The organism is Phenylobacterium sp. (assembly GCF_030697925.1).
GTDB lineage: Bacteria > Pseudomonadota > Alphaproteobacteria > Caulobacterales > Caulobacteraceae > Phenylobacterium.
Window position 1 is genome coordinate 70594 of sequence record NZ_JAUYOJ010000064.1, and the last position, 8030, is coordinate 78623.

Here is an 8030-nt window from a genome sequence, read left to right on the forward strand (position 1 = left end):
CCGCTCACGCGGACCCGCCCACCCCAAACTCGCGCAGGTCGTAGGCCGCCACGATCAGCCGCTGGGCGTCGAAGCACAGCGCCGAGCCCAGTTCCGCCGTCACCTGCTCGAATCCCAGGATCGTCAGGGCGCCGGTCGGGGCCGCCCGGCCCATCCAGAGCGCGCCCTCCTCCGTGGAGCAGAAGAAGCTCATCGCCCCTTCGCCCGGCGCGCCCCAGACCACGTCGAAGTTGAACACCTGCGGCGCCTGCGGGTCGACCACGAGGTTCGCCCGGCCGGTGTTGCGGATCGACCAGGTCGAGGGGTCGACAAGGAAGCTCCAGAGGTTCGAATCCGCCGCGCCCACCGCGCAGTTCGCCACCAGCACCACGGTCCCGCAGGCGGTCAGGCTGTTGATCCCGCGCTGGGCGTCGGGATTGTAGACCACCGCCGCCATGATCTGTCCGTCCGGGACCCGCACCACGGTCAGGTTGCCGTCCTCGGAGCCGGCGATGACATACCCGCACGCCGCGTCCGGCGGGAGCACGGCGATCCCGCGGACATTGGCCAGGCCCCAGGGGTTCACCGGTCGGCCGGAGCGGACGTCCGCGACGGTCTCCAGCGTCCAATCGCCGGCGTCCGGGCCGCCGCCCCAGAGGCTGACCCGCCCGTTGGCGTGGCCGGCGACGAACCAGGCCCGCCCCTGCGCCTCCAGCACGGCGCCGCTGTTGGCGACGCCGAACTCGGGATCGTAGGCGAGGGTCGCGGCGAGCCGCAGGTCCGACCAGCCGCCGTCGTCGCTCCACCAGAGCAGGATCGAGCCGTCGTCGTTGGAGCTGAAGAAGGCGGCCGCGCCCGGGAGCGGCGTGATCATCTGCACCCCCTCCTGGCCGGGACCGTTCACCGCCCGCACGATCTTGGGGCCCTCCGCGGGCGAGGCGGTGAAGCTGAACAGGCTGAGCGAGCCGTCCCAGCGGCCGACGGCGAAGTGGTCGGCGTCGATCCAGCTCGCCTCCTGCGTCATGCTGTAGGTGGCGCCGAGGGGCGTCAGCGGCAGGCCCGCCCTGGGCGAAAGGGCCGCGCCCAGGGCCGCGCGCGAGCGCAGCACCATCGGCAGCGGCGGGGCGGACGGCATCGGCTCAAATGGCATCAGCGTCCTCCGCAACGTGAGCGTCGGCGACGCTCGGGAAGGCCGCATCGCCCCAGCCGAACGGCCGCCACTCCGCCTCGAGGGTCTCCGCCTGGGCCGGCTCGCAGAGCCGCCAGCGGCCGGCCTGGCGGCGGGCCGCATGCTCCACGTCGAACAGGTTCACCCAGGCCAGGTAGCGCGCCCGGGGCAGGTCGGCGGCAAGGTCGAGGAAGACGAAGGCGTTCTGCTCGGGCCCGCTTGGGCTCCTGCGGGCGCGCACATGGATCACCTTCCCCTCTGGCGCGCCGCCGGCCGCCAAGCGCAGGCCCACGGTCGCGCCGTCGATCGTCTCCCGGCCCATCAGCACGCCCCCAGGGCGACGGTGGTCGGCAGGCGAAAGAAGGTCTCGAAACCGCTGGCGTCGTCGGAGAGGCAGATCACCACCTCGTAAGGGTCGATCGGCTCGGGTCGCGGCTCCCCCCAGGTCGCCTGGAAATGCTGGTCGCAGCGCACGCCCTGGCCGATGGCCGCCTGCAGCTCGGCCCGGCTGTAGCGCCGCACCTGCCGCTCCTCCAGGTCGCTGGTGCGAAAGCCCGAGAAGCGGTAGCCCTCTGGAATCTTGCGCCCGGCGCGCTCCCAGCCCCGCGTCGCCTTCGCGCCGACCTCGGCGTCGTGCACCCAGTGCACGTCCTGACCGGCGATCTTCCAGCAGACCCCTTCCGCGCCCGGGCCGCGCGCCACGAACACCGGGTTGCAGTCCACTCGATGCTCCGCCTTGACCAGCATCGCCACTTCCAGGGCGGCCGCATCCAGGCCGGAGAAGGACTGCACCGGGATCTCGAACCCGTAGCGGATGTGCATGTGCGGCAGGTGGTCGTGCAGGTGCTCGGCGATGCGCTCGTGCGCCGCGTGGCCGGCGATCAGCACGTTCGGGCCGAGGTGGAAAATGCCGTCGATCGCCGGCAGGCGCGGGTGGATGTGGAACGGCTCGGTCATGGGGTCCTCATTGCGGAGTGTTTCCAGGGGCGACGCTTGCGGGCGAGCTTGGGGAGCCATGCATGGGGCGCGCCCCGCATCGGAGGCCCAGGGCGTCCGGCCGCGGCCGCCGCCCAGCGGAGTGCGACCACTCCTCGCCCGACCAGACCGCGCTCATGGCTCGCCCCCAGCGCCACGTACAATCTTCAGGCGCTTACCTAGCGTAAACACCATCTTTACGTGTAATTGGCAAGGCCGCTGCCCGAGCGCCCGCGATGGAAGCGCCAGCTCGCTGCGGGGCCCGGCGGATCTCGGCGGCGGCGGCGCCTCGGCGAGCGGGATCCAGCGTGGCGCGCACGGATGGGCCGGACACAGGAGTGGCTCCTCCTGTGCGTCGGCAGGTCGTCGACCCGGCCTTCGATACTCAAGATCGTCGCCTCGGTCGTCCTAGTCCTGCGCGACCCTCGGCTCCCCCCGGGGCCGCGACGCCGCACGGCGCAACGAAGGGCCGGGACCCGGCGCCCGGTCACAGCCTCCGCACGCCCGCGCTCTGGAGGCGCGAGCGGGCCGGGGTCATCCCCGGAGGCGGTGTGGCCCGCGCCGTGGGAGGAAGGCGGATGGCGCGGCCGCCGGCCGTCCACTGAGAAACCGGTCCGGTGACGGGATTCCAGGCGGACCCGATCCGACCCGGCGCGGCGCCCTTTCGCACCCGCCAAGTGATATAAAGATGTCTTTATATCATGATTGACAGGGTGCGCCCTTGCGGCCTAGATGCGGGGGTCGTCGTTCCCTGGGACGTTCGCGTTCCGGGGCGAAGATGGGAATCCGGTGCGGTCGCCTGCGGCCCAAGCCGGGGCTGCCCCCGCAACTGTAAGCGGCGAGCCGACGTCCGTGACGCGCCACTGATCCGCCGAGCTCGCTAGGCGACGGATCAGGAAGGCCAGGACCTAAGGCGCTGACCCGTGAGCCAGGAGACCTGCCCCGCGACGGGCAGTAAGGCTCGCGACAAGCCTGACCGGGCATGGTCCAGCGCCGCAGCGGCCCCGGAGCGCCCCTCCGGTGCCGGACGATCACCGCGGAGCGGGGACTCCGCTCCTGCCGTCCGGCGCGGAGCGAGGGTTTCCCGCACGGACGTCGAGGCGCTCGTCCAAAGCCACCGTGACTCCGATCACCGCGCCGTCTTTTTCAAGCGGTCCGCATGCGCGCTCCGGGCCGGCGGCGGGTCTCACCGAAACTTGGCCAAGAGCACCGTGCAGCTCGGCCTGAGCTGCAGCAGGGCCGGACGGGATTGGAGCCAGGCGCCAAAGGCGATGATCTCGGCCTCCTCGGCGCGGGACCAGCCGGCCGCATGCGCAAGCTCGGAATAGAGCCTATGCGCCTGCTGGCGAGGATCGGGGGCGCCTGAGAACCCCCGCAGCATCTTGCGAGCGGCGTTCAATGCCTCGTGGCGACTGATCCCTGACACGGGGTGCTCCGTTCGCTATGCGGCCGTCCGGCGGCCGCGCACCCATCCGCCGCATCGGCGTCGCGGGATCTCATGGCGAACGATCTGGATCTCACCGTCGACAACGTCAACCTCCACCTCGCCGCACCCGTAAACTAGGCCCGAGGCGGGCTCGACCGCACAAGGCTGCAACGCAGCACTCGATCACAGAACGGCCAGCAATTTTGCGTCTCGTCCGAAGAGGAGCCTGGCTCTCAGGCGTCGCCCGCGTTCGATGGCGCCATCCCCCTGACCGCGTGGCGTCAGCCTTCCGCCCGCCGGCTCACGCGGGCTCATCGCGCGCGGCGTCCAGGATGGCGCGGATTTCGGCCAGGCGCGGTACGAGGTCGGCCAGGCGCTCCGGAGGAAGCTGACGCGCCAGCGCCGCCAGGTCGGGTTCCAGCCGGCCGATCGCCTCGTCGCGGAATCGTCGGCCCTGCTCGGTGAGCCAGACGCACTTGCTGCGCTTGTCCTTGGGATTGGGCCGCATGGCGATCAGGCCGCGCGCCTCCAGCCCCGCAAGCGTGTGGGTCATGCTGGTCTTCGGCGCCTGAAACGCCCGCGCGATCGCCAGCGGCGTTCGGCCGTCGCCCAGGCGGACCAGGTGGTTGAGCACCGAAAAATGCGGGACGGTGATCCCTGGCGGCAGTCGCGCCTCGAAGGCGGCGCGGCTCAGTTGCGCGATGATGCCGATCTCGTTGAACAGGGCGAAATAGAGATGTCGGCCTTGGCTATCCATTCCGGATCCGCGTTTCCAACGGCCATCTCGGCGAGGCCGGCGCGCTTGGGCCAAAACCAAGCCTGCCCAGCATCTGCACCGTGTGGCCGGGTTCGGCGAGCAGGTCGTGCGCCCGTCTGAAACACCCGGCCATCTCGGGAAACTCCTGGAGAGCCTGGCTCACCGGATGCAAGGCGAGCCCAAGCGAGGTCGTCGCAAGGTTCAGCCGCAACCAGCGCCGGCCCGCCTCGATCTGGTCGAGCCGAGTATTGGTCGGCGTCGTCAACACCGCATAGGCCGGGGTCGCCTTCAGCATCTCCTCATAGATGCGCACGCCTTCCTGGAAGGCGAAAGACGACGGATCGAGCTGGGCGCGCCGGCTCACCGCGCCGACCGCCATCAGCGCCTCCAGGAACGGGCCGCCCAGATCGACGCCGTCCGGGCTGGCCTCGATCTCCGATCTTCCGAACCGCATCAGCTCGACGCTTTCGCGAAGGGTCCGCGGGGTCTTGGCCTCCACCGTCCAGGCGTCCCAGCTCAGGGCGACGATTTGGGAGACGGTCGGAGGATCGTCGATGATCCGCGCGTAGGCGGCCAGTGTCTCGACCATGTCTTTCGGCACCGGCCGGTCCTCGAAGGGTTCCTTGCAGGAGCGCCGGTCGAGGACATGGGCGAACAGCGGGTCCGGCGCGCCGCCCTTGTTGAACCGGGCGACGGCGATCGGGCCTTCCTCGCCTTCGGGGAACAGGGCGAACGCGACGGCATGGCCGTCCTGCGACGCGGCGATGGCGAGCAGCTCCAGGAAGCATCCCATGCCGATGGTCAGCTGGCGCTCGAAGGGATCGGTCTGCGGAAGGTCGCGCGTCCGATCCCGGTGCAGGATCACCGTGTCGGGGTCCCGCAGATCGGCGAGCCAGGGTTGGCGGTTGTGCGGATTCGGCGCCAGGATCGCATAGGAGAGCGCGCGCCGGCGCGGCTCCTCATACCGTCCCGCCCGCTTCCAGGGCTCGAGCGCCCGCGTCGGCGTGCGCGTCAGGGCGAACCCGCCCGCCGTGGCGGCCAGGATTGTTCCGCCGCCGACCAGGGCCAGCGCGCCGCGCCTCGAGATTTTCATGACGACGGATCCCAGCGATGTGGTGCGACTTCGCACCAACTAGTGCGATATCGTACTAATGTCAACCGGCCCAGCAGGAGGCCTCAAATCGCCGTTTCGCGCCAGGCCCGCCGGGTGACGAACAGGCCGACGATCCTCGCGTTCGGGAAGCGCGCGCCCATCCACGCCCCTGTCCTCGCCGCCCAAGCGCACGGCTCGCCAACTCAGCAAGACTCGCAAAGCCGGCCTGGGGCACGATTGGGCGGACGGACCTTTGGAAGCCCGCATGCCAGAGCCACGCTCCCCAGCCGACATCGAGACCCGACTCCTGCGCCTGCTCGCCTACATCCACGACCATCTCGATGGCGATCTCAGCCTGGACACCCTGGCCGAAGTCGCCTGCTTGTCGCGCTTCCATTGGCACCGCGTCTTCCACGCCCTGACCGGCGAGACCCTCGCCGAGGCCATCCGGCGCATCCGCCTGCTGAGGGCCGCCAACGCCCTGGTGCTGGAGGACGCACCGCTGGGCGAGATCGCGGCGCGGTACGGCTACCCGAACCCGGCCAGCTTCTCCCGCGCCTTCCGCGCCGCCCATGGAACGTCGCCCGGCGCCTTCCGCGCCCGCGGCGTGCAACTGGCCAACGCCCTTCGCCACAATGCCGGAGACAGCGCCATGTACCCTGTGAAGATCGAGGACCTGCCGACCGCCCGCGCCGCGGGGGTCCTGCATATCGGCCCGTATCCCGAGATGGGGCGCGCCTTTCAGCAGCTCTGCGGCCCGATCGCCGCGCGCAACCTCCTGCCTCACATCACCCACATGATCGCGGTCTATCACGACAGCCCGGGCTCGAAGCCGGAGGCGCAGTTGCGCGCCCACGCTGCGGTCATCACGGCGGACGGCTTTCCGACCGACATCGAGGGCCTCGACTATTTCGACCTGGCGGGCGGCCGTTACGCCGTCATGGCGCACAAGGGACCGCCGGCGACCCTCAAGAGCGCCTATCAGTGGCTCTACGGCCAATGGCTGCCGCAGTCGGGGGAGGAGCCGCGCGACGCGCCCCCCATCGAGGTCTATGTCACCGACCCTCGCACCACCGCGACCGATCAGATGCGCACGGATGTGCGCCTCCCGTTGGCGTGAGGGGAAGCGCCGACGGGGAGATCTACTCTGTGCCGGCCGGCCACCTGGCGCGCCAGCGCGGACCTGAGCCATCGGGCGCGCAAGCGTCGCTGTGTCCACGATTGGACAGACGGCAGGCTTCCCTTGCGTTCACCTGTCGCCGACAGGCCCAAGAGGGGGGCGCGCCCAGGAGAGGAGCCGCGCGATGGCTCGCGCGCCCCGCACGTCAGGTCGACCATGAAACCGCTGCGGCCCCGCCCCGATGGTCGCGCTTCCGTCGAGGCGCTCATTTCACGCCAGAAATGTTTCCGCTACGGAAACCGCGAATTAACGCCATGCGCGCAAGCTGCGCGCACCGGGGGAGATCATGCCGCAGAGCGCGCAAACGGTCGGATGGCAAGCGTTGTCGCCGCTCCTGGAGGCGCTGCCTTGCGCCGTGCTGATCACCGATCGCGAGCTGCGCATCGCGCACATCAATCCCGACTGGGAGAGTTTCCACGAGCGACCCGCCGCGTCCGTCGTGGGCGAGCACCTCTTTCAGATCCAGCCCACCCTGCAGCAGTTTCACGCCGCCCTGGACAAGTGCCTGAAGACGGGCGAGGTCCTGAAGGCGGGCCCCTATCGAACGGTTCTCCAGGACGGATCTTCGCGGCTGGTGCGCTCGGTGACGCTCCCCTGGACGCACGCGTCCGGCGAGGTCGGCGGGCTCGTGCAGGTGGTGGCGGAGATGCCCGCCTCGCAGGCCGCCCAGCACCAGCTGCGCATCGAGGAGCGGCTGAGCCAGGCCGCAGAGCTGGCGGGCGTCTTCGTCTGGGAGCTCGACCTGGTCACCGGGGCCGCCTGGGCCGCGGGCGCGCGGGACACCTTCTTCGAAGGCGCCGTCGGCGCCCGGGAGGCGCGCGTCGACATCTGGGACACCGTCCACCCCGACGATCGCGCCCAGGCGATGGCGCAGTGGCAGAAGAGCCTGGCGGAGGGCAGCCGCTTCCGCGCCGAATATCGGCTCAACCGGGCCGACAGGCTGGTGTGGGTCGCCTCCGGCGCCGCCGTCACGGCCGGCACGCCGGAGCAGCCGCAACGTCTGCTGGGCGTCTTGCAGAACATCACCGAACGCAAGGAAGCCGAACTCGCCGCCGAAGCGGGCGCCCGCGCAAAGAGCGCCTTCCTGGCGACCGTCAGCCACGAGATCAGGACCCCCCTGAACGGCATCCTGGGGATGGCTCAGGCCATGGAGGCGGACGAGCTCGGCCCGGTCCAACGGGAGCGGCTGGACATCATCCGCCAGTCCGGCCAGGCGCTGCTTGAGATCCTCAACGACGTTCTCGACCTCTCCAAAGTCGAGGCCGGAAAACTCGAACTCGAGGCGATCGACTTTCGCTTCTCCGACGTGGTGGACGGGGTCTGCTCCGCCTTCGCCGCCCTCGCGCAGGGCAAGGGGCTGTCCTTCTCGGTCGAGGTGGAACAGGCCCGCGGAGTCTATCGCGGCGACCCGATGCGGCTGCGGCAGGTCCTCTACAACCTGCTGGCCAACGC

The 8030-nt window shown here is 70.4% G+C and carries 8 protein-coding genes and 1 riboswitch; of the genes, 2 read left to right on the forward strand and 6 right to left on the reverse strand.

The features are described from left to right. Nucleotides 1–4: 4 nt before the first annotated feature. The 6 genes from Q8Q88_RS06535 to Q8Q88_RS06560 form a co-directional block, all read right to left on the reverse strand. Nucleotides 5–1129, reverse strand: coding sequence for a hypothetical protein (locus Q8Q88_RS06535; protein ID WP_305674392.1), 1125 nt, complete (start codon nucleotides 1127–1129; stop codon nucleotides 5–7). Further along, nucleotides 1119–1469 carry a hypothetical protein gene (locus Q8Q88_RS06540; RefSeq protein ID WP_305674393.1) on the reverse strand — a complete coding sequence of 117 codons (351 nt, stop codon included), beginning with the start codon at nucleotides 1467–1469 and terminating at the stop codon, nucleotides 1119–1121. Before Q8Q88_RS06540 ends, Q8Q88_RS06535 begins: the two co-directional genes overlap by 11 nt. Further along, complete coding sequence (locus tag Q8Q88_RS06545) at nucleotides 1469–2104, reverse strand: hypothetical protein (RefSeq protein ID WP_305674394.1); 636 nt, start codon at nucleotides 2102–2104, stop codon at nucleotides 1469–1471. Before Q8Q88_RS06545 ends, Q8Q88_RS06540 begins: the two co-directional genes overlap by 1 nt. Before the next feature lie 764 nt (nucleotides 2105–2868). Next, nucleotides 2869–3063, forward strand: a riboswitch (cobalamin riboswitch). Between the two features lie 245 nt (nucleotides 3064–3308). Then, on the reverse strand, nucleotides 3309–3548 hold the full coding sequence (locus Q8Q88_RS06550) for a hypothetical protein (RefSeq protein ID WP_305674395.1): 240 nt from the start codon (nucleotides 3546–3548) through the stop codon (nucleotides 3309–3311). Nucleotides 3549–3849: 301 nt separating this feature from the next. Then, the gene (locus tag Q8Q88_RS06555; RefSeq protein WP_305674396.1) at nucleotides 3850–4305 is read right to left on the reverse strand and encodes a MarR family winged helix-turn-helix transcriptional regulator; all 456 of its coding nucleotides are present in this window, start codon (nucleotides 4303–4305) and stop codon (nucleotides 3850–3852) included. Beyond that, nucleotides 4298–5398 carry a hypothetical protein gene (locus tag Q8Q88_RS06560; RefSeq protein ID WP_305674397.1) on the reverse strand — a complete coding sequence of 367 codons (1101 nt, stop codon included), beginning with the start codon at nucleotides 5396–5398 and terminating at the stop codon, nucleotides 4298–4300. The genes Q8Q88_RS06555 and Q8Q88_RS06560 overlap by 8 nt, the downstream gene beginning before the upstream one ends. 265 nt (nucleotides 5399–5663) lie before the next feature. Here Q8Q88_RS06560 and Q8Q88_RS06565 point away from each other — a divergent pair, with 265 nt between their 5' ends. Both Q8Q88_RS06565 and Q8Q88_RS06570 read left to right on the forward strand, forming a co-directional pair. Further along, on the forward strand, nucleotides 5664–6518 hold the full coding sequence (locus Q8Q88_RS06565) for a GyrI-like domain-containing protein (RefSeq protein WP_305674398.1): 855 nt from the start codon (nucleotides 5664–5666) through the stop codon (nucleotides 6516–6518). A gap of 382 nt (nucleotides 6519–6900) precedes the next feature. Further along, nucleotides 6901–8030: PAS domain-containing sensor histidine kinase (locus Q8Q88_RS06570; protein WP_305674399.1), on the forward strand; the 1130-nt coding region annotated here is incomplete at its 3' end.

Coding starts and splice junctions, on each gene's coding strand:
- Q8Q88_RS06560 (WP_305674397.1), bottom strand. CDS start 5,398: ATGAAAATCTCGAGGCGCGGCGCGCTGGCCCTGGTCGGCGGCGGAACA.
- Q8Q88_RS06540 (WP_305674393.1), bottom strand. CDS start 1,469: ATGGGCCGGGAGACGATCGACGGCGCGACCGTGGGCCTGCGCTTGGCG.
- Q8Q88_RS06565 (WP_305674398.1), top strand. CDS start 5,664: ATGCCAGAGCCACGCTCCCCAGCCGACATCGAGACCCGACTCCTGCGC.
- Q8Q88_RS06555 (WP_305674396.1), bottom strand. CDS start 4,305: ATGGATAGCCAAGGCCGACATCTCTATTTCGCCCTGTTCAACGAGATC.
- Q8Q88_RS06545 (WP_305674394.1), bottom strand. CDS start 2,104: ATGACCGAGCCGTTCCACATCCACCCGCGCCTGCCGGCGATCGACGGC.
- Q8Q88_RS06535 (WP_305674392.1), bottom strand. CDS start 1,129: ATGCCATTTGAGCCGATGCCGTCCGCCCCGCCGCTGCCGATGGTGCTG.